Here is a 20966-nt window from a genome sequence, read left to right as displayed (position 1 = left end):
TGTATTCAAGAAACTTGGAATATTAATTAAAATTGTACTTTTGCAAAAATTTTTAGGAAACATAAGAATTATAGTTATGATGATTTTAAGGAAACCCATTTCCATTTTAACAGCGATATTGTTTTTAACAAGTTCAATGGTTTTTTCTGCAAGTGAAACTACTGATTCTTTACAAGTAGCCACAGCGCCTGCAACAACAGAAGTTGAAGCACATGGAGAGCACGCAGAAGAAGCAAAATCGCCAAAAGAAGTTGTTAATGCTCATATTCAGCACCACCTTCAGGATGATTACTATTTTACATTTTTTGCTGATGAGGCAGAAGGTAAGCATTATGGGTTCCCACTTCCAGTAATTTTAATTGATGGAGGTTTAAAAGTTTTTTCAGCATCTAAATTCCACTACGGTGAAACAGTTGCTGAAGTAGATGGTAAATTCTACAAATTATTCCACGGAAAAATTTACGAAACAAACGCTGCTGGTGATTTAACTATGGATGATCACCACCACCCAACAAATAAAATGCCTTTGAATTTTTCGATGACTAAAAACGTAGTTTCGTTAATTCTTACTGCGGCAATCTTATTCTTCTTATTTGTTGGATTAGCAAAAACATACAAAAACGGACACAATAATTTACCTAAAGGTTTCAGCAGAGTATTAGAGCCTTTAGTAATCTATGTGCGTGATGAAATCGCAAGACCAAACATTGGTGAGAAAAAGTATAAAAAATTCATGCCTTATTTGTTAACGGTATTCTTCTTAATTTGGTTACTAAACTTATTAGGATTAACACCGCTAGGAATTAACGTAACAGGAAATATTGCTTTCACTTTATGTGCTGCTTTATTTACTTTCTTTATTACACAATTCAGTGCGAACAAAGATTATTGGGGACATATTTTTTGGATGCCAGGAGTTCCTGTTCCAATGAAAATTATCTTAGCACCAATTGAGGTATTAGGTATGTTCACAAAACCATTCTCATTAATGATTCGTCTTTTTGCTAACATTACAGCGGGTCACACAGTAGTAATGGGATTAATTGCAATCGTATTTTTAATGAAAGAACAATTAACAGTAGGTGGAGCTACAGCAGTTTCATTAGTGTTAACTTTGTTTATTTCGGTTATTGAAATATTAGTAGCGTTTTTACAAGCGTATATTTTTACAATGTTGTCATCTTTATTTATAGGTATGGCAGTACAAGATCATCATCACGACGATCACCATTAATTAGTATAAATTTTGTTTAATTATATAAATCAATTATCATGACAATTCCAAATTTAGTAGGAGCTGGTTTAATCGTAATCGGAGCTGGTTTAGGTTTAGGTAAAATTGGTGGATCTGCAATGGATGCTATTGCTCGTCAACCAGAAGCTGCTGGAAAAATCCAAACTGCAATGATTATCATTGGAGCGTTATTAGAAGGTTTAGCATTCGGTGCTTTAATCTTAGGAGCTTAATTAAAAAAAACAACACCTGTAGCGGTTGGCTACAAGTGTTGTTTAATTAAACAGAGTATTTAAAAAAGAATTTTATAAAGACTATATAAATGGATAAGTTAATCAACGATTTTTCTTACGGTTTGTTTTTTTGGCAAGCTATTATCTTAGTAATATTAATTGTATTATTAGCTAAATTTGCTTGGAAACCTATCTTAGCAGCATTAGCCGCTCGTGAAGAAGGAATTTCCAATGCATTGTTAGCTGCAGAAAATGCTAAGAAAGAAATGCAAAATCTTAAATCAGATAATGAAAAATTATTAGCTGAAGCAAGAGCGGAAAGAGATGCTATGATCAAAGAAGCAAGAGAAATCAAAGAAAAAATGATTGCTGATGCTAAATCTGAAGCGCAAGCACAAGGTGAAAAAATGATTGAATCAGCGAAAGCTTCAATCGAAAGTGAGAAAAATGCAGCTATGGCAGAATTGAAAAATCAAGTTTCTTCTTTGTCATTAGAAATTGCTGAGACATTATTAAAAGGAGAATTATCTAACAAAGAAGCTCAAACTAAATTGGTTGAGAAAATGTTAGGTGACGCTAAATTAAACTAATATCATGGCAGGAACTAGAGCAGCAATTCGATACGCTAAAGCCATTTTGGACATTGCCCAAGTAAACAACAGCACACAAGCTGTAAATTCTGACATGACTTCAATTGTAAATGCAATTAAAGACAGCGCTGAATTAAAAGATTTCTTGCAAAGTCCAATAGTTAAAGGTGAAATTAAATTTTCTTCTTTAAACGAAATTTTTGCTTCTGCTCAAAAAGAGACAAAAGGATTATTTCAATTGCTTTTAGTAAACAAAAGATTTGAATTATTAAATGATGTTGCTTTACAGTTCAATGCTTTATACGATGAACTTAACGGAATTGAGATTGCAAAGGTAACTACCGCTTTCCCAATTACACCTGAGTTAGAAGCTAAAGTATTGGCAAAAATTGCATCGTTTTCAAATAAAAATATTACCATTCAAAATATTGTAGATCCAGCTATCATTGGTGGATTTATTTTAAGAATGGGCGACAAACAATACAATGCATCTGTGTCAAGCAGACTGCAAAATTTAAAAAGAGAGTTTAGTAATTAATATACCATTAAAGATATATCAAAATGGCGGAAATTAAACCTGCTGAAATTTCAGCAATATTAAAACAACAATTATCAGGTTTTGAATCTGGTGCATCGTTAGAAGAAGTTGGAACAGTACTTCAAGTTGGAGACGGTATCGCTCGTGTTTACGGATTATCAAACGCTCAATACGGAGAGTTAGTACAATTCGAAAACGGATTAGAGGCTATCGTATTGAACTTAGAAGAAGACAATGTTGGGGTGGTACTTTTAGGACCATCAACAGGAATCAAAGAAGGTTCTACTGTAAAAAGAACACAACGTATTGCTTCTCTTAAAGTAGGTGAGCAAATGGTAGGTCGTGTTGTAGATACTTTAGGTAACCCAATTGACGGTAAAGGTCCAATCGGTGGTGAGTTATATGAGATGCCATTAGAAAGAAAAGCACCTGGAGTTATTTTCCGTCAGCCAGTAACTGAGCCATTACAAACAGGAGTAAAAGCAGTTGATGCGATGATTCCGGTAGGTCGTGGACAACGTGAGTTAGTTATTGGTGACCGTCAAACAGGTAAATCAACAGTTTGTATCGATACGATCTTAAATCAAAAAGAATTTTATGATGCAGGTCAACCTGTATTCTGTATCTATGTAGCTGTAGGTCAAAAAGCTTCAACTGTTGCTGCTTTAGCAAAAACATTAGAAGAAAAAGGAGCTATGGCTTATACTATCATCGTAGCGGCTAACGCTTCAGATCCTGCTCCAATGCAAGTTTACGCTCCTATGGCGGGTGCTGCAATCGGAGAATATTTCAGAGATTCTGGCCGTCCAGCTTTAATTGTTTATGATGATTTATCTAAACAAGCAGTAGCTTACCGTGAGGTATCTTTATTATTAAGAAGACCACCAGGACGTGAGGCTTACCCTGGAGACGTTTTCTACTTACACTCTCGTTTATTAGAAAGAGCTTGTAAAGTTATCGCTAACGACGAAATCGCTAAAAACATGAACGATTTACCAGATTCTATCAAAGGAATCGTTAAAGGTGGTGGTTCGTTAACAGCGTTACCAATTATCGAAACACAAGCGGGTGACGTTTCTGCTTATATCCCAACAAACGTAATTTCGATTACAGACGGACAGATCTTCTTAGATGGTGATTTATTCAACTCTGGAGTTCGTCCTGCTATCAACGTAGGTATTTCTGTATCTCGTGTTGGAGGTAATGCACAAATCAAATCAATGAAAAAAGTAGCAGGTACATTAAAATTAGACCAAGCGCAATTCCGTGAATTAGAAGCTTTCGCGAAATTTGGTTCTGACTTAGATGCGGTTACTTTAAACGTAATTGAAAATGGTAAGAGAAACGTTGAAATCTTAAAACAAGGATTAAACTCTCCATTTACAGTTGAAAATCAGGTAGCAATTATCTATGCAGGTTCTAAAAACTTGTTAAGAAATGTGCCAGTTGATAAAGTTAAAGAATTCGAAAAAGATTATTTAGAGTTCTTAAACGCAAAACACAGAGATACATTAGATGCGTTAAAAGCTGGTAAATTTGACGACAAAATTACTGACGTTTTAGAAAACGTAGCTAAAGAAATTTCAGCAAAATATAATTAATTAATCAATTAGACAATGTGTCAATTAGACAATTAATTGACACATTGATAAATTGGCACATTGACAAATTAACAAAATGGCAAACTTAAAGGAAATACGTAATAGGATTACTTCTGTTTCATCTACGATGCAAATTACATCGGCGATGAAAATGGTTTCTGCTGCTAAATTAAAAAAAGCGCAAGATGCCATTACGGCTATGCGTCCGTATGCAGAAAAACTTACTGAACTATTACAAAACTTAAGTGCAACTCTTGAAGGAGAAGTAGGTGGTGCTTTTACAACTCAAAGAGAAGTAAAAAAAGTACTTATCGTTGCAATTACTTCTAATAGAGGTTTGTGTGGTGCGTTCAATTCAAACGTTATCAAACAAGTAAAAGTAGTAGCTGATGCTTACCAAGGAAAACAAGTAGATGTTTTTGCTATCGGTAAAAAAGGAAACGATGTTTTACGTAAAACACACAATGTGGTTGACGTTCAAAACAGTGTTTTTGATCAATTGACTTTTGACAATGCAGCTGCAATTGCGCAACAGTTAATGGATAAATTCGTGGCAGGTGAGTATGATAAAATTGAAATCGTATATAACGAATTCAAAAATGCAGCGACTCAAATTGTTAGAACCCAACAGTTTTTACCTTTAGCTCCAATTGTTGGAGGTGAAGTTGTAGCTTCTGACTATATCTTTGAACCTTCTAAAGAAGAAATTGTGTTGACTTTGATTCCAAAATCATTAAAAACACAATTATACAAATCGATTAGAGATTCATTTGCAGCAGAACACGGAGCACGTATGACCGCAATGCACAAAGCAACTGATAACGCTACAGAATTAAGAAACCAATTAAAATTAACATACAACAAAGCACGTCAAGCAGCAATTACTGGAGAAATTTTAGAAATTGTTGGTGGAGCAGAAGCTTTGAATAACTAATTTTAATTTAGATATTATAAAGAGTCCCGATTTATTCGGGACTTTTTTGTTTTATATTTGTGAGGATGATAAATCTTTAATAGTATGAAATTTATATTTGTTTTAATTTTAATATGTTTATTTGGTTGTGAAGAAAAAAAAGAGATTGCGGATTTTTCTCTAAAAAATGATTTGGAATTTGAGTTATTAAACGATGAAATCAACTTTATTCAAGTTAATCCTGAACAACTTAAGTCAGAAATTGTTGTGTATTCTGACGAACAGAGAGAAAAAGCCCTTAATAGAATTGATTTTAAAATTACAAATGTTAGTGATAAAAAATATGTTATTTTTCTGGACTATAAAAAAATTGAATCATTTGCGGGAATTTATAAAAATGAATTTGAAAACAAGTTAGATTTAAATTTAGGAGGTTTGAACTTTTTATTGAATATTGATTATGATATGTCTCAAAATAAAATAGGAACATCAAATTTTAAAGATGATTGCAATGAAAAGAATTTAAAAATATTGAGTAATGAATTTTCTGACAAATACATCAATTATGGAGAAAGTTTGTTTAATGAAAATTTAATCACATTACAACCAAATGAATCAAGAATTTTTAGAAGCGTAGTTTATTTACCCATTTTAAACGATAGTAATAATTCTTTAATTGGAGATTATAGTTTTATTTTTCTTGATTCAAAAAAAGAATATGACTTTAGGTTAGGATTTAAACAAGACAAAAAAATGATTTTGGATTTTTTAAACAAGGATCAATTAAAAGAATTAAATAAAAACGGATATGAAGTTTTTCATGGAATTTTAATTTCCAATTCTGTAAAACTGAAATGTAAAAATTAAAAAAATCCAATAACTCGAAATCACAATCCTCATATTCAAAGAATTATTCTTCAAATAAAGATTATTCATTTAACAAAACCTTTTTTCCCTCATTTACTTTTATTGGTATATTTGTAAGTATACAAACTATTTCCAATGAAAAAATATTGCTGTTTCTTCTTACTACTTTTCACGTTTTTTGGTTATTCGCAAAATCTTCGTTTAGAAGACATCATGAAAGGAAATGAATTCATCGGGCACCAACCTGATAATCACCGTTGGTCTATTGATGGGCAAACCGTTTTATTTGATTGGAATCCAAATAACGAAATAGGAAACAGCACTTATTTCTGGAATGCTTCCTTAAAAATACCTCAAAAAGTAACGACTTCAAATCCTATTTACGATTTGGATTTCATGGCAACTCAAAAAGACTATGACGTGGTGTATTATACGAATCAAGGCGTTTTGTATTCGTATACCAAAACCACTAAAAAGACGAAAAAAGTCATTCAATTAGCCGACAGAATTAACTCGGTTGAAAGGAGTACGAATGCTGATGTGATTTTCTTTCAGCAAAATAGAAATGTGTATCAATTCAATACCAAAGATTTTTCGATTGTACAATTGACCAATTTTAAATCGGGAAAAGAAAATAAAGCATCAAAGGAAGAAGATTCGTTCTTAAAAAACCAACAAAAAGAATTGTTTCAATTTGTTCGTGATGAAGAAGCATCTTCGAAATGGTATGAAGAAAAATCAAAATCTAAAAAAGAGAAATTCCCAAAAGAAATTTATTACGACAAATCCTCTTTAGAGCAAATTAAACCCTCAACAGATGGAAAATTTGTAACCTTCAGACTTTCAGATTATCCAAACCAGCCATCAACAAACGTTGAAAACTTCATTACAGATGATGGATTTACACGTCAAGAAAAAGCAAGAGCAAAAGTTTCAACAGAAAATTTCAGCAAACATAAATTCGGAATTTTCAATATAGAAAAAGATACAACGTATTATGTTTCTTTTTCGAATTTAACCGGAATTAAAGACGCACCAAAATATTACCAAGACTACGAAAATTTAAAAGGCGATTCGGAATATGATATTCCTATAGTAATGCAAAGTCCAGTGTATAGCAAAGATGGAAAAAATGCCGTTTTTGAAATTAGAAGCCAAGACAACAAACACCGTTGGATTGTGCAATTGGATTTGGTTTCAGGAAAAATCACCGAGTTAGATCATCAACATGATGACGCTTGGATTGGCGGACCGGGAATTCCAAATTATAGTTTTGGTGGCGGAACTTTAGGTTTTATTGATAATGTTACTTTTTATTTTCAATCGGAAACTAGTGGTTTTTCACACTTGTACACGTACAATTTAAAAACCAAGAAAAAAGAAGCGTTAACAAAAGGAAATTGGGAAGTTCGTGAAGTGAAATTATCCAACGATAAAAAATCATTTTACATCATAACCACAACAACGCATCCAGGTAACAGAAGTTTTTATAAATTGGATATCGCTTCCAAAAAAATGACCGGAATCTTAACAAATGATGGCAATTACGAAGTAGAATTATCTCCAGACGAACAAACACTTTTGGTGCGCTATTCGTATAAAAACAAACCTTGGGAATTATACGTTGGAGCTAATAAGCCAAATTCGGAATTGAAACAAATTACGTTTTCCACTACGCCAGAATTCAAAAAATACAACTGGAAAACGCCAGAGATTATCACCTTCAAAGCCGAAGACGGAACCAATGTTTACGCGCGTTTGTACCAACCAAAAGTAGAAAACAAGAACAAAGCCGCAGTAATTTTTGTGCACGGCGCGGGATATTTGCAAAATGCACACAATTATTGGAGCACGTATCACAGAGAATACATGTTTCACAATATGTTAACCGATTTAGGTTATACAGTTTTAGACATCGATTTCAGAGCCAGCGATGGTTATGGTCGTGATTTCAGAACGGGAATCTATCGTCACATGGGCGGAAAAGATTTATCAGATCAATTAGATGGAAAGAAATATTTGGTTCAAAATTTAGGAATCGACGCTAACCGAGTAGGAATTTACGGTGGTTCGTATGGTGGATTTATTACATTAATGGCTTTGTTGACAGAACCAGGTGAATTCAAAGCAGGAGCCGCTTTGCGTTCAGTTACCGATTGGGCGCATTATAATCATGGATACACGTCAAACATTTTGAATTTCCCAGAAACTGATCCAGAAGCTTACAAAAAAAGTTCGCCAATCTATTTTGCGAATAACTTACAAGACAAATTGTTAATGTTACACGGAATGGTAGATGATAACGTGCAATTCCAAGACATTGTGCGATTAACACAACGTTTCATCGAATTAGGAAAGAAAGATTGGGATTTAGCTGTATTTCCAGTAGAAGCGCATGGGTTTACCGAAACGTATTCTTGGGTTGATGAATACCGAAGAATTTTAAATTTATTCAACGAAAATCTATTAGAAAAATAAAATGCCAAAGTTACTCGAATTAGGAACAAAAGCCGAAATGTTAGAGCAATTGCCTATCATCCAACAATTGTATCCTGATTATACGCTTGAAATTTATGGAAACTTGTTAGACAAAATGATTCCGCACAATTACAAACAATTGATTGTAGTCGAAAATGGAATCACTATGGGTTTGGCAGGATTTTGGATTGGAACTAAATTGTGGAGTGGCAAATATCTAGAAATGGATAATGTGGTCGTACACGAAGATTTTCGTTCCAAAGGAATTGGCAGTATCATGACAGAATATCTCAACCAAAAGGCCATTGATGAAAATTGTAATATGATTGCTTTAGATGCATATACTACCAATTTTGGAGCACAAAAATTCTACATGAATCACGGATTTGTACCCAAAGGATTTCATTTTGTGAAATATTTAAAATAAGAAATATGAAAAATATAATTGTTGCTTTTTTTGTAGGGTTTTTAGTTTCATGTGGAACTGCTAACAAAGCAGAAGCACAGTCCGAAATTAAAGTAGCAGAGGCTTTTTATCAAGGCTGGATTGGTGGTGTTCGTGGAGGCGGAGGAGGAATAAATTTTAATTTAAAATTAAAATCTGAATTGCCAAAAGGAGTAGAACTAAAACGCATTATTTTTAAAGGTTTTGAAGTGCCATTTACCCAGCAAGATGCCTTGTCTTATAACGCTGCAATAATTACAGGAGTTAATCAGGAAAGATTTGAGGGAGATAAAAAAAGCACATCCACTAGTCCAAAAAACAATATAGAACTTAAAGATAATGAGGCTATTCTAGTATTCTCAAAAAACGGAAAAGAATACCAACAAAAAATTACGAATGTAGTTGAAAAACCAGCTTTAGAATATCCTTCTGCTAGACCAAAGTTTTAATTATATTTGTTGTCTATAAATAAATAAAATTTGAGCCTCTATAAAAGTCTTTTTAAACAAACGGCAATTTACGGCATAGCAACGGTTTTGCCTAGAATTATCAGCTTTATTCTGAATCCCATTTTTGTTTATTATCTTACCGATAAAGAAAAAATGGGTGAAGTTTCCGTTATTTTTTCCTATCTGGTTTTTTTCAATGTGATTTTATCTTACGGAATGGAAACTGCTTTTTTCCGATTTTATAATTCGGAAGAAAATAAAGGAAAAGTAATTTCAACATCTACTATTTCGCTTTTTTGGTCAACAATTGGTTTTTTAGTATTATTCCTTTTGTTTCGAAACAACTTAGCACTTTGGTCAGAAATCAATGTGGAATATATCGTTTTTACCATTTGGATTCTAGCTTTAGATGCGTTGGCGATTATTCCGTTTTCCAAAATTAGAGCCGAAGGTCGTCCTATAAAATATGCCGTAATTAAGATTTCAAACGTCTTAATTAATTTGCTTTGCAACGTTTTCTTTTTGATTTTTCTACCCGATATCGCAAACGAATCTTCTAATGCATTCATACAAACTATTTATCATGATGATTTTCAAATTGGTTATATTTTCGTTTCAAGTTTAATCGCAAGTTTAGTAACATTATTATTCGTTTTACCCGATTATTTCAAAATCAAATGGCAATTTGATGCTGACTTGTGGAAGAAAATGATGAAATACGGTTTACCCATTTTAGTAGCCGGAATTGCATTCGCTATCAACGAACATTTTGATAAAATCTTATTGGATTGGATGGATGTCGACATGGCAGATATTGGAGCCTATTCCGCTTGTTATAAAATAGGGATGTTTATGGTGTTGTTCCGAACCGCTTATTCTTTAGGAATTGAACCGTTTTTCTTTAGTCATGCTAAGAATGAAAATGCGCCTCAAACCTACGCTACGATTACCAAGTATTTTGTCATTTTTGGTTCGTTTATTTGCTTAGGCGTTATCGTTTTTGCCGATATTTTGAAATTGATTTTGGTACCGAAAGAAACATATTGGGATGCGATGGATGTCGTGCCATTAATCGTTTTGGCGAATTTCTTTTTAGGTATTTACACCAATTTATCCATTTGGTACAAACTAATCGACAAAACCCGAATTGGTGCATACATTTCTATTGTTGGAGCAATTGTAACTTTAGTTTTAAACCTACTTTTAATTCCAATCATAAGTTACATGGGTTCAGCAATTGCTACTATTTTGGCTTACGGAACCATGATGTTTATTTCGTATTACATGGGACAAAAGAAATATCCAATTCCTTATGACAAGAAATCGATTTTCACCTATTTGGGATTGGCAATAGTGCTTTCGGGAACTTCATTTTATGTGCCAATTTTACGTGAAACTTATGTATTCGGAATTGCAGCTATCTTGTTTTTTGCTTACTTTGTGTATCGAAACGAAAAAGAAACCATTTTAACGATTATCAGAAGAAAATAATATGCAAATCAAAATCATCAATAGATCCAATCACGAGCTACCTAACTACGAAACTATCGCTTCGGCAGGAATGGATTTACGTGCGAATATTTCAGAACCCATCACCTTAAAATCATTAGAAAGAACCATCGTAAAAACTGGACTTTTTATTGAATTACCAATAGGTTACGAAGCGCAAGTACGTCCAAGAAGTGGTTTAGCGGCCAAAAAAGGAATCACCGTTTTAAACTCGCCCGGAACAGTAGATGCCGATTATCGTGGAGAAATTGGTGTGATTTTAGTAAATTTATCCAATGAAGATTTCGTAATCGAAAACGGAGAACGTATAGCCCAATTAATCATCGCCAAACACGAAAGAGCAGAATGGGTTGAAGTAACTGAATTGTCCGAAACCTCAAGAGGAGAAGGTGGTTTTGGTAGTACGGGAGTGAAGTAAGTGCTCAGTGTTCAGTCTCAGTTAGCAGTTTGTCAGACTGAGCGAAGTCGAAGTCTTCAGTATAAAACGTTTAGAAAAATCAAAAATATAATCATAGCGAACTTTGCGAAAAACCTTTGCAAGCTTTGTGTTTAAAATAAAAAGATACCATGAAAATAATCGTACCAATGGCAGGTCGTGGTTCACGCCTTCGCCCACATACATTAACAGTTCCAAAACCATTAATTCCAGTTGCTGGAAAACCAATTGTTCACCGTTTAGTGGAAGATATTGCTGGCGTTTTAAATCAGAAAATAGACGAAGTGGCGTTTATTATTCATGAGAGTTTTGGTAAAAAAGTAGAAGAAGATTTAATTGCGATTGCTCAAAAGTTAGGCGCAAGAGGAACGATTTACTATCAAAACGAAGCATTAGGAACAGGTCATGCGATTATGTGTGCTAAGGATTCTTTGTCTGGACCAGCGGTTATTGCTTATGCAGACACGTTAATTTGTGCCGATTTTGATTTAGACACAACTGCTGATAGCGTTATTTGGGTAAAACAAGTGGATCAACCAGAAGCTTTTGGTGTGGTAAACTTGAATGATAATGGAGAAATAATTGAATTGGTAGAGAAACCAAAAGAATTTGTATCTGATTTAGCGGTTATAGGAATTTACTATTTCAAAGATATTGCGGTGTTGAAAAACGAATTACAATCGGTGTTAGACAACAACATTATCCATGGTGGCGAATACCAAATCAACGATGGTATCAAACAAATGATGGCAAAAGGCATGAAATTTGTACCAGGACAAGTAGACGAGTGGATGGATTGTGGAAATAAAGACGTTACAGTAGAAACCAACACGAGAATGTTAGGTTTTTTACATAACGATGGCGAACATTTAGTTGATTACGATGTGAAATTAGAGAATTCAACTATTATTCCTCCATGTTATATTGGTGAAGATGTAGTGTTGATTAATGCTACGGTTGGACCAAATGTTTCATTAGGGAAAGGATGTCACGTGATTGATTCTACTATAAAAAATAGTTTGATTCAAACTCACGCACATATTAAAAATGCCAATTTAGATAACGCAATGATAGGAAATCATGCTAGTTTTGATGGCAATTTTACAAGTATTAGTATCGGAGATTATTCGGTTTTAGAATAGATGATAAAGAAAAAACATATAGCTTTTTTGGCGTTCCTGCTTTTCAGTTTTGGGAATCACTTGTTTGCGCAAGAAAATCCCGATGCGATTGCTTTGGTGGATGACCAATTGGAAAATAATTTTTACGAAGCCGTGAAACAACGCGGCATCGAAAATTACGATAAAGCGATTGTGGCGATTCAAAAATGTATTGAAAAAGAACCTAAAAATGCTTCTTTTCAATATGAATTGGGTAAAAATTATTTGAGCCTTAAAAATTATATTGATGCGGAAAATGCTTTCAAAAAAGCAATCGAGTTAGACAACAAACAACGTTGGTATTGGAACGGATTATACGACGTGTATTATCAAACGAAAGATTACCAAAAATCAATTCCTATTGTAGAGAAATTAATTGAGTTTGATGCTAACATGAAAGAAGATTTGGTTTCGCTTTACATGAACACAAATCAACACACGAAAGCCTTGGAATTGTTGAAAGACATGGAATCGAAATCCAAGTTGACCAGCGCCATGGAATTCTATAAATTGAAGATTCAAGAATCAAACACTTATTCAAAACCACAGAAAGAACAATTAGAAGAAGCGATCAAAAAGAGTCCAAAAGTAGAACAAAATTATATCGATTTGATTGTTTTGTATACGAGTTTCAATCAAGAAGATAAAGCTTTTGAAGTGGCAAAACAATTGGAAAAAGAAATTCCAAATTCCGATTGGGCACACGTAAGTTTAGTGAAATTTCACTTAAATAATAACGATGGCGAAAATGCGTCAAAATCGATGTTTAAAGTTTTGGACAACGACCGAATGGATTTGAAAATCAAACATCGCGTGTTCAATGAGTTTTTGATTTTTGCTGTTAAAAATCCAACCTATTTAAAAGATATTGACAAAGCAATTCCTTATTTTGATAACGATAGAGAAATCAATGTAGCAAAAGAAGTAGCCAAATTTTTCTGGAAAAAGAATGATTTAGAAAATGCGACGAAATATTTTGAGAAAGGAATCAAAAAAAATTCAGATGATGTAGAAGCCATGGAATTGTATTTAGAAGTGTTAATTCAAAAGCAAGATTTTCAATTAGTAACTAAGAAAGCAGAAGAATATTTGGAGTCATTTCCTACCCAAGTTGGGTTTTATTTTTATGCCGGTTTAGGATACAATCAACTTAAAGAATATAAAAAAGCAAAGAATATTTTAGAAAATGGCTTGGATTTTGTTGTTGAATTTAATCCGTCAGAATCTGGAATTTACAACAATCGTTTCAATGTTAATTTTTACAAACAATTAATTATCAGTTGCGAAAATTTGAATGATAATGCTAAAAAACAAGTGTATACCAACAAATTAAAGCAATTACAAAAATAAATGAAGTCAATTATATCAGCCATTTTAATCGTTTTTTTAATCGGATGTAAATCAAAGCAAACCGTTGCAACAGCAGCTGCCAATGAAAACACCGAAGTTTCTAAAGTAATCAAAGGGCATTACAAAAATCAACACGATTTTAAAACCTTGAGCATTAGAGCAAATGCAAAGTACGAAGATGAAAAGCAATCACATTCTCTAAATGCTGATATTCGAATTAAAAAAGATGAAATCATTTGGATAAACATTAAGTTCTTAGGAATACCAATGGCAAAAGCTATGATTACTCCAACCAAAGTAAGTTATTATGAAAAAATAAATAATACGTATTTTGAAGGCGATTTTAGTATGTTAAGTAATTGGTTGGGTACTGATTTAGATTTCAATAAAGTGCAGAATTTATTTCTTGGGAAAGCAATTGATGATTTAACAAAAGATAAATGGGTTTCTGAAGTAATAGAGAAAATGTTTAAGTTGTCGTTGCCAAATGATTCTGATGTTGCAAAAGAATTTTATTTTGAGGGCGCTAATTATTTGTTGAAAAAAGAAACGATAAATCAAGCTAGTAAAAACCGAAATTTAGAAATTCGTTATCCTTCGTACAAAGAAGATAAAGGTATGTTTTTACCAAACGAAATCAATATTAAAGCGGAACAAAAAGACAAAATAGCAATTGATATTGAATATAAGAACACAACATTTAATGAGAATTTGAGTTATCCTTATTCAGTACCTAGTGGTTACACTGCGGTTGAAATCAATTAATTTTTTATTTAAGTAAAAAAACTACCTTTGTAAAAATCCTTATTGCATGAACCAATTCATTAAAATCGTTTTTTTCTTTTTCATTACAAGCCTATGTTTTGCTCAACCTTCTGAACAGCAAAAGTTAGAAGAGCGCAAAGCACAAATTCTGAAAGAAATTTCAGAAAGTAAATCGCGTTTAGAAACCGAGAAGAAGAAAGAAAAATCGGTTTTAAGCCAAATAAATCAACAAAAGCAGTTGATTCAATTACGACAAAAGTTATTGAATACAACCGCAAAGCAAACTCGAATTTTAAGCGATGAAATTTATTTAACTCAGTTAGAAATGAACAAGTTAAATAGAGAATTAAAAGTGCTAAAAGAAGACTACGAAAAAATGATTGTAAAATCATATAAAAGTAGAAACGAGCAAAGTAGAATTATGTTTATTCTTTCCTCTGAGAATTTCCTCCAAGCTTACAAACGAATCCAATACATGAAACAATATGCAGGATTCAGAAAAATGCAAGGTGAAGAAATTAAAGACAAGCAAACAAAATTATTACAAGCCGAAAAACGTTTGTCTGAAAGCAAAAAGGAAAAAGAAGTTGTTTTAGCACAAACTGAAAAAGAAAAGCAAGAGTTAGAAAAAGAAAAACAAGAGCAAGAACGCTTAGTTAAGTCGATACAAAAAGATAAAAAGAAATTAGCAGCTGAGATTACCAAAAAGCAAAAAGAAGCAAAAGATATTGATGCAAAAATTAAAAAATTAATTGCTGCCGAAATTGCTGCTGCTAACAAACGTAACGCAGAGAAGTCAGGAACTACAGCTCCAAAAGCCGGAACAACTGCAGCTTCAAAGTTTGTTTTATCTGCAGAAGGAAAAGTGGCTTCGGATAATTTTAAAGCGAATAAAGGAAAATTACCTTGGCCAGTAGCAAAAGGATATGTGTCATTGAAACACGGCGATCAACCGCATCCGATTCATAAAAACCTAACGATTCACAACAGTGGTGTTGAAATTTCAACCGAACCAGGTTCATCGGCAAGAGCAGTTTTTGGTGGTGAAGTATTACAAGTACAAGTAATTTCGGCCAATAATAAAGCGGTTTACATTCAACATGGAGATTTCATTACGGTGTATCTGAATTTGTCATCTGTTAGTGTTTCAAAAGGACAAAAAGTAAGTATCAAACAAAATATAGGAAGAATCCACACGGATTCATCAGGTAAAGCGGTGATTAAGTTTTTAGTATTGCAAAATACCACAACTTTAAATCCAGAAACTTGGTTGAGCATGTAAAAATTAATGAGGTCGAATGGGCCTCATTTTTTTTGAATCAATTTTGTACTTTTATATTTCAATAGAAAATTATGAATTTATCACAAATTAAAATACTTCATATCGATAGTAATCACCCTTTACTTTGGGAACAATTAGAACAAGCCGGTTTTCAAAATGAAGCCGATTTTTCTTCATCCAAACAAGAAGTAGAAGCTAAAATTGAAAACTATCATGGTATTGTCATTCGTAGTCGTTTTAAAATTGATAAAACCTTTTTAGATAAAGCCACAAATTTACAATTCATCGCCCGTGTTGGTGCTGGTTTGGAAAGCATTGATTGTGATTACGCTACAGCGAAAGGAATTCATTTAATCGCTGCTCCAGAGGGAAATGCAAATGCCGTTGGCGAACACGCTATTGGAATGTTATTATCGCTTTTTAATAATCTAAACAAAGCCAATAACGAAGTGAAATCCGGTCAATGGAAGCGTGAAGCCAATCGCGGACATGAGTTAGAAGGCAAAACGATTGGAATTATCGGTTATGGAAACATGGGAAAATCATTCGCAAAAAAATTACGCGGATTTGACGTAACCGTTTTATGTCATGATATTTTACCGAATATGGGAGATGCCAATGCGATTCAAGTTTCATTATCTGAACTTCAAGAAAGAGCCGATGTTCTAAGTTTACACACACCTTGGACTCCTGAAACTGATAAAATGATAAATGCTGATTTTATTAATCAATTTAAAAAACCATTTTGGTTCATTAATACGGCAAGAGGAAATTCGGTGGTAACGGCTGATTTAGTTGAAGCATTGAAATCAGGTAAAATTTTAGGCGCAGGTTTAGATGTTTTGGAATACGAAAAACTATCTTTCGAAACTTTATTTGAAGGTGAAAAACCAGCCGCTTTCGAATATTTATTACAAGCTGAAAATGTATTGCTAACACCACATATTGCAGGATGGACTTTTGAAAGTCATCAAAAGTTAGCGCAAACCATTGTAGATAAGATTTGTAAGATTTATCAATAATGTTTGTAACAATTCTATTCGTTGTCGACTAATACAGAAAATATTTTTATATTAGCATTTTATGGCGCATCCGAAAAGCCTTACGAGTAGGAGACAACTAAAACAAACAATTTTACAATGGAATCACAAAAAGTAGACATGTTCATGATGACGAACGCCAAATTTTTCGAAGGTCATCAATTAAATGCAATCAGAGAACGTTTATTACAAATGGATGATGATAAATGGCCAATGGTACAAACACTTCAATTTAAAGATCCAACAACGGCATTATTAATTTCGATTTTTGCAGGATATTATGGAATTGATCGTTTTTATATTGGTGATACTGGTATGGGAGTTGGAAAACTACTTACTTGTGGTGGTTTAGGAGTTTGGGCTATCGTGGATTGGTTTTTAATTCAAGGGGCTACCAAAGAGAAAAACATGGAATTATTCAACAGAACTTTTATGTTCTAATAATGAAATCGCCAATAAAAAATTTGCGTTAGCAAAAACCAATGAAAAGGGCGATTGCATATATGTCCGATAAAAAATCTAATTTTACATATATGAATAAAAACAAGCTATACCTTTTTATTTTATTTGCTTGTTTTATAGGGTATGGTTGGTTGCTTTTTTCGTTACAACACGAACACGAAATTCAAAGTCAAGAATTTACTGTTTGTTTGTTTAAAAAAGTAACCACTGTTCCTTGTCCTTCTTGCGGAACTACACGTTCTGTAATGCAACTTTCGCACGGAAATTTTCTTTCTGCAATTTTAATCAATCCTTTTGGTATAATTGTTGGATTAATCATGTTAGTCGCTCCCGTTTGGATTGGCTATGATTTCATTCAAAAAAAGGAAACGTTTTATACCGCTTATTTAAAAATTGAAACGATAATAAGAAAGCGAAAAGTCGCTATTGTACTTATCGTTCTGGTAATAGCTAATTGGATTTGGAACATTAAAAAAAATCTATGATTACAACAGCAAAATTTAATTATCAACCTCACGAATCGGAATTAGAGCGTGCATCGAATAGTTATTTGATGTCATTAGTAGCCGTAATTGGAGGTTTGCCTTTGCCTATTTTAAATTTAATGGCGAGTATTTTCTTTTATTTAGGAAACCGAAAAAGTACGGCGTTTGTAAAATGGCATTGTACGCAAGCTTTGGTTTCTCAATTAGGGTTGTTTTTCTTTAACAGTGCAGGTTTTTGGTGGACGGTTTCTGTTTTATTTTATGACGAAACAGCAACCAATTATTACTTCGCCTATATTATTACACTAGTGATTTTTAACTTGGTTGAGTTTTTCTCAACTTTAATTATTGCAACTAAAGTAAGAAAAGGACAACACACTGAATTCTTCTTTTTTGGAGATGTTACTAATTTAATTTGCAAAACAAATGAAAGTATTAAGTAAAGGATTAATTGTAGTAGCACTATTTTTTGGTGTTTGGATGTTGTTATCGCAAATTGATTTTGTGAAACATTTTAGAGTAGAAGAAGCTAAATCGGGTACCGAAAAAAGTTTGGGTGATATCATTTGGAACGAAATCGAAGACACCGAAACCATTATTTTTGATGATTCGATTGTGAATACGTTGGATTCCTTATTATTGCCCATTTGTAAAGAAAACGGTATCGAAAGAGATAGTTTAAAAGTGCATATTATTGATAAAGACGAAGTAAACGCTTTTGCAATGCCTGATAATCATTTGGTGGTTTACACAGGTTTAATAAAAGCTTGTAAAAACGAGCAAGCGTTATTAGGTGTTTTAGGTCACGAAATTGCGCATATTGAAGGCAATCACGTAATGAAAAAATTATCGAAAGAAATTGGACTTTCTGTTTTATTATCGATTACAACGGGTTCAAATGGTGCGGTTTTAAGTGAGATTTTAAAAACACTTTCATCATCAGCCTACGACAGAAGTTTAGAAACGGAAGCCGACATGCAAAGTGTGAAATATTTGCTTAACGCGAATATCGACCCAAGACCATTTGCTGATTTTCTTTACGAATTATCTTTAGATAATGAGTTACACAAATACACGTATTGGGTTTCCACACATCCCGAATCAGAAGCGAGAGCCAAAACTATTTTGAATTATTTAAAAGGTAAAAAGATAGAATCAAAGCCAATTTTAACAAAAGAAGCTTGGGAAGAGTTTAAGAAAAAGGTAGAGGATGTTGAATTGTAATTATTAAAACTATATAAAAAGGCTAATCAATCGATTAGCCTTTTTCTTTTCTTTCCAATTCTGCTTGAAATTCCTCCATAACAGGTTTTACTGTACTTTCAGGCAAATCAGCAATTTTGATGTACATTAAGCCATCAACTGAATTGTTGAATAAAGGGTCAACATTAAATGCTACAACTCTAGCGTTTTGTTTGATGTATTTCTTAATTAAAACTGGTAATCGTAAATTTCCTGGTTCTACTTCATCAATTATTTTGTCAAACTTATTCAAATCCGCTTCTGTTTCGTTGAATACGAAATCTTTGTCGGCGTCTTTTAGTTTTACTTTGTATTCTTTTTTCGGGTGAACGTATTGCGCAATATACGGATCGTAATAGTGCGATTTCATAAATTCAATCATCAACGATTTAGAAAAATCAGAGAATTGATTACTAATACTTACACCACCAATTAAATATTTATGTTCTGGATAATGTAAAGTGGTATGTACAATTCCTTTCCATAACAAGAACAATGGCATTGGTTTTTGTTGGTATTCTTTAATAATGAACGCCCTACCCATTTCGATAGATTTACTCATCATATCATACAGTTCTGGTTCAAAGCGGAACAATTCGTGCAAATAAAAACCATCAATTCCATGTTTTGGATAAATATGCGAACCTAGTCCCATACGATAAGCACCTGCAATACATTGTGCTTCTTCATCCCACAAGAACATATGGTGATAATATTTGTCGTAAGCGTCTAAGTCTAAAGATTCATTAGTCCCTTCGCCAACTTCTCTAAACGTGATTTCTCGTAAACGTCCAATTTCATGTAAGATATTCGGAATTTTATCGGCCGTTACGAAGTACACCTCATAATTTTTACTTTGTAATAAACGATAATCACCTTTTTTTAAACAAGCCATTTCCTCTAAAATTTGGTCCTGATTGGCTGGTTTTGCAATTTGTTTTGGAGGTTTTGGAATTGTTAATTTCGGCAAATTAATTTTGCTTTCATCTTCAAAAGCATTCGAAAGCATATAGGTTTTCTTGCGTAAGAAATCGCCATAACTTTCAATATCTTGATATTCGTTTTGTTCCGCTACCGAAATAGGTTTTCCAATACGAACTTTAATTACTCTATCTTTTTGAGTTAATAGCTCACTTGGTAATTTAGCAGTTCTAAGCGTATCATCAATCTTCGATAAGAAGTAAAATAATTTACTATTCTTAGCATGAAAATAGATAGGAACTACTGGAACTTGCGCTTTACGAATCACTTTGATAGCGCCTTCTTCCCAAGGTTTATCAACTACTAATTTTCCGTCTTTATAAGTTGAAACTTCTCCCGCAGGAAACATTCCTAATGGTTTTCCATCGCTTAAATGACGTAATGTTTCTTTGATTCCAACAACGCTCGATTTTGCATCTTTATGATTTTCAAACGGATTTACCGGCATAATGTACGGCTTCATCGGTTCAATTCTATGCAATAAAAAGTTGGCGATAATTTTGAAATTAGGTTCTCTTTCAAGCATTAACTTCAGTAGTAAAATACCATCAATTCCGCCAAGTGGATGATTGGAAATGGTAATATAAGCGCCGTCTTTTGGTAAACGTTTTAAATCTTCTTCTGGGATTTCAAATTTGATTTGGAATTCATCTAAAATAGCATTTAAAAATTCCAATTCACTCAAATGTTTGTTTCTATCATAAATTTTGTTCAGCGAAGAAATCTTTAGCACTTTCATGAGCAACCAGCCCGAGAAAGTCCCGAAAACCCCGTATTTGTCAGCATTGATTGCTTTTGCAACTTCTTTAGCAGTAACTAAACCCATTTATTTTTTGTTTTTTGAGCAAGAAACAAAGATAAGAATATTGTTGAATTTTTATACTTTTAGTTTTGCAATAAAAATGC

Annotated in this window: 22 protein-coding genes; 21 read left to right on the top strand and 1 reads right to left on the bottom strand. The window is 33.1% G+C overall.

The annotated features are described in order from the left end of the window. Positions 1-76 precede the first annotated feature (76 nt). The 21 genes from atpB (at position 77) to ACE3PD_RS10880 (ending at position 19061) form a co-directional block, all read left to right on the top strand. Entirely contained in the window at positions 77-1234 is a 1158-nt protein-coding gene (gene atpB / locus ACE3PD_RS10980) for a F0F1 ATP synthase subunit A (protein ID WP_374402399.1), read from the top strand. A gap of 38 nt (positions 1235-1272) precedes the next feature. Beyond that, positions 1273-1467 (top strand): ATP synthase F0 subunit C, encoded by a 195-nt coding sequence (locus ACE3PD_RS10975; RefSeq protein ID WP_014165720.1) that lies wholly within the window; start codon positions 1273-1275, stop codon positions 1465-1467. An 89-nt stretch (positions 1468-1556) separates the two neighbouring features. Continuing rightward, positions 1557-2057, top strand: a complete 501-nt coding sequence (locus ACE3PD_RS10970; RefSeq protein ID WP_374402396.1) for a F0F1 ATP synthase subunit B — start codon at positions 1557-1559, stop codon at positions 2055-2057. A 4-nt stretch (positions 2058-2061) separates the two neighbouring features. After that, complete coding sequence (gene atpH, locus ACE3PD_RS10965) at positions 2062-2595, top strand: ATP synthase F1 subunit delta (RefSeq protein WP_153201109.1); 534 nt, start codon at positions 2062-2064, stop codon at positions 2593-2595. Positions 2596-2618: 23 nt separating this feature from the next. Beyond that, positions 2619-4196: a F0F1 ATP synthase subunit alpha gene (gene atpA, locus ACE3PD_RS10960; protein ID WP_374402394.1), complete on the top strand. Its 1578-nt coding sequence runs from the start codon at positions 2619-2621 to the stop codon at positions 4194-4196. 76 nt (positions 4197-4272) lie between these two features. Then, positions 4273-5130: an ATP synthase F1 subunit gamma gene (atpG, locus tag ACE3PD_RS10955; protein WP_374402393.1), complete on the top strand. Its 858-nt coding sequence runs from the start codon at positions 4273-4275 to the stop codon at positions 5128-5130. Positions 5131-5214: 84 nt separating this feature from the next. Continuing rightward, positions 5215-5976 carry a hypothetical protein gene (locus ACE3PD_RS10950; protein WP_374402390.1) on the top strand — a complete coding sequence of 254 codons (762 nt, stop codon included), beginning with the start codon at positions 5215-5217 and terminating at the stop codon, positions 5974-5976. 135 nt (positions 5977-6111) lie between these two features. Next, positions 6112-8454 carry a prolyl oligopeptidase family serine peptidase gene (locus ACE3PD_RS10945; protein ID WP_374402388.1) on the top strand — a complete coding sequence of 781 codons (2343 nt, stop codon included), beginning with the start codon at positions 6112-6114 and terminating at the stop codon, positions 8452-8454. 1 nt (position 8455) lies between these two features. Beyond that, the gene (locus ACE3PD_RS10940) at positions 8456-8881 is read left to right on the top strand and encodes a GNAT family N-acetyltransferase (protein ID WP_374402386.1); all 426 of its coding nucleotides are present in this window, start codon (positions 8456-8458) and stop codon (positions 8879-8881) included. Between the two features lie 5 nt (positions 8882-8886). Then, the gene (locus ACE3PD_RS10935) at positions 8887-9348 is read left to right on the top strand and encodes a hypothetical protein (protein ID WP_374402384.1); all 462 of its coding nucleotides are present in this window, start codon (positions 8887-8889) and stop codon (positions 9346-9348) included. Between the two features lie 30 nt (positions 9349-9378). Next, a complete protein-coding gene (locus ACE3PD_RS10930; protein WP_374402382.1) occupies positions 9379-10839 on the top strand; it encodes a lipopolysaccharide biosynthesis protein in 1461 nt (486 codons plus the stop codon). 1 nt (position 10840) lies between these two features. After that, a complete protein-coding gene (gene dut, locus ACE3PD_RS10925; RefSeq protein WP_374402380.1) occupies positions 10841-11275 on the top strand; it encodes a dUTP diphosphatase in 435 nt (144 codons plus the stop codon). 149 nt (positions 11276-11424) lie between these two features. Further along, positions 11425-12435, top strand: a complete 1011-nt coding sequence (locus tag ACE3PD_RS10920; protein WP_374402378.1) for a sugar phosphate nucleotidyltransferase — start codon at positions 11425-11427, stop codon at positions 12433-12435. After that, positions 12436-13803 (top strand): tetratricopeptide repeat protein, encoded by a 1368-nt coding sequence (locus ACE3PD_RS10915; RefSeq protein WP_374402376.1) that lies wholly within the window; start codon positions 12436-12438, stop codon positions 13801-13803. Then, positions 13804-14568, top strand: a complete 765-nt coding sequence (locus tag ACE3PD_RS10910) for a DUF4292 domain-containing protein (protein WP_374402374.1) — start codon at positions 13804-13806, stop codon at positions 14566-14568. 46 nt (positions 14569-14614) lie between these two features. Then, positions 14615-15850, top strand: coding sequence for a murein hydrolase activator EnvC (locus ACE3PD_RS10905; protein WP_374402372.1), 1236 nt, complete (start codon positions 14615-14617; stop codon positions 15848-15850). A gap of 71 nt (positions 15851-15921) precedes the next feature. Further along, positions 15922-16872 (top strand): 2-hydroxyacid dehydrogenase, encoded by a 951-nt coding sequence (locus ACE3PD_RS10900; protein WP_374402370.1) that lies wholly within the window; start codon positions 15922-15924, stop codon positions 16870-16872. 117 nt (positions 16873-16989) lie between these two features. Then, positions 16990-17331: a TM2 domain-containing protein gene (locus ACE3PD_RS10895; RefSeq protein WP_374402368.1), complete on the top strand. Its 342-nt coding sequence runs from the start codon at positions 16990-16992 to the stop codon at positions 17329-17331. Between the two features lie 41 nt (positions 17332-17372). Beyond that, complete coding sequence (locus tag ACE3PD_RS10890) at positions 17373-17837, top strand: DUF2752 domain-containing protein (protein WP_374402366.1); 465 nt, start codon at positions 17373-17375, stop codon at positions 17835-17837. Beyond that, entirely contained in the window at positions 17834-18280 is a 447-nt protein-coding gene (locus ACE3PD_RS10885) for a hypothetical protein (RefSeq protein ID WP_374402364.1), read from the top strand. The genes ACE3PD_RS10890 and ACE3PD_RS10885 overlap by 4 nt, the downstream gene beginning before the upstream one ends. Further along, positions 18264-19061 (top strand): M48 family metallopeptidase, encoded by a 798-nt coding sequence (locus ACE3PD_RS10880; RefSeq protein WP_374402362.1) that lies wholly within the window; start codon positions 18264-18266, stop codon positions 19059-19061. The genes ACE3PD_RS10885 and ACE3PD_RS10880 overlap by 17 nt, the downstream gene beginning before the upstream one ends. 34 nt (positions 19062-19095) lie before the next feature. Here ACE3PD_RS10880 and ACE3PD_RS10875 read toward each other — a convergent pair whose 3' ends face one another. Next, entirely contained in the window at positions 19096-20886 is a 1791-nt protein-coding gene (locus ACE3PD_RS10875) for a GNAT family N-acyltransferase (protein ID WP_374402360.1), read from the bottom strand. Between the last annotated feature and the right edge of the window lie 80 nt (positions 20887-20966).

It is taken from the genome of Flavobacterium sp. (assembly GCF_041911335.1).
Classification (GTDB): domain Bacteria; phylum Bacteroidota; class Bacteroidia; order Flavobacteriales; family Flavobacteriaceae; genus Flavobacterium.
This window is presented reverse-complemented; position numbering and strand designations above follow the sequence as displayed.